Genomic DNA, 1,084 nt, shown 5'->3' with positions numbered 1-1,084 from the left:
CGGCGCTGTTCTAGATAATCAGTACGACGATAGGCACGCTCTACTTTGCCGCCAACTGTATGACTTAGAATAGTTTCAGCGACCTCATAGGGGGCATCGGTTGTTTCAGCGAGCCAATCACGTAAACTAGAACGAAATCCATGGGGGCATGCCTCAATTTTATTGTCTCTCATATATTGAGCCATACAATTTGCAGCGAGGGGACCCCGACCGGTTGCAGAAAAGAAGAAATCATTGCGAGAAAGCAAGCGCGCTTGTTTTAAGATTTCTAATGCTTCTGATGATAGAGGCACGCGAAACTCTTCTGTAGTATCACGTCGACCTTTCATATTTTCAGCAGGGATTGTCCAGATATCGCCATCAACTTGGTCTTTATGAATATGACACAAAGGGTTGGTACGAACGCCTGTCAAAATAAGCAAACGCAAAGCCAGTTGTGTTAAGGTTGATGCTTCGCAAAGTGTTTTATAAAAGGCAGGGACATCTCTCCAATCCATAGCTGGAAAATTTTGCGTTTTATGGCGTTGTTTACCTAAGAGAGCGCGTGCTTTTTCTGTTGCTTGTAAATCAACATCCAAACCCAAAGCAGCCGCATGTTTGAGACAAATATTAAGGCGGGTAAGAGCTTTATCAGCTGTTGCTGCTTTTGTATGCCAAATGGGAGCAAGTGTATTGCGTATCTCTGTTTGTGTAATCTCTGAAACGGGGAGGCAACCTAATTTGGGGAGAATATGGAGTTTTAAGGGTAAAAACCAACGCCCATCTTTACCATCTCCTTTTAGTTCAGCTTTACGGCTTTCAAAAGCATCCAACGCGATATCTTTTAAATAATGGAGATTACTTATTGCCTCACGCTTTTGTTTATTGCGTTCTTTAATGGGGTCACGACCTTCACGAAGAACAGAGCGCCACCCAGTTGCCAATTCACGGGCTTGTTTTAAAGAGACATCTCTCAAGGCACCCAAGCCCATTTCACGGCGCCGCCCATGAATGGTAAAACGGTAAATCCATTGAGCACCTCCATCTTTACGCTTATGAAGTAACAAGCCGGCACCATCATTATATTTGCCAGCTCCCAATGTTG

1 protein-coding gene is annotated in these 1,084 nt (G+C 44.1%); it reads right to left on the bottom strand.

From position 1 onward, the window contains the following. Nucleotides 1-1,084 (bottom strand): tyrosine-type recombinase/integrase (locus ACFIME_RS05825; RefSeq protein WP_375684638.1); only part of this gene is annotated, 1,084 nt, incomplete at both ends.

This window comes from Bartonella sp. AP1QHHD, from assembly GCF_042196265.1.
Lineage (GTDB): Bacteria > Pseudomonadota > Alphaproteobacteria > Rhizobiales > Rhizobiaceae > Bartonella.
The sequence above is the reverse complement of the archived record's forward strand: the minus strand, read 5'-3'. Positions and strand labels throughout refer to the sequence as shown.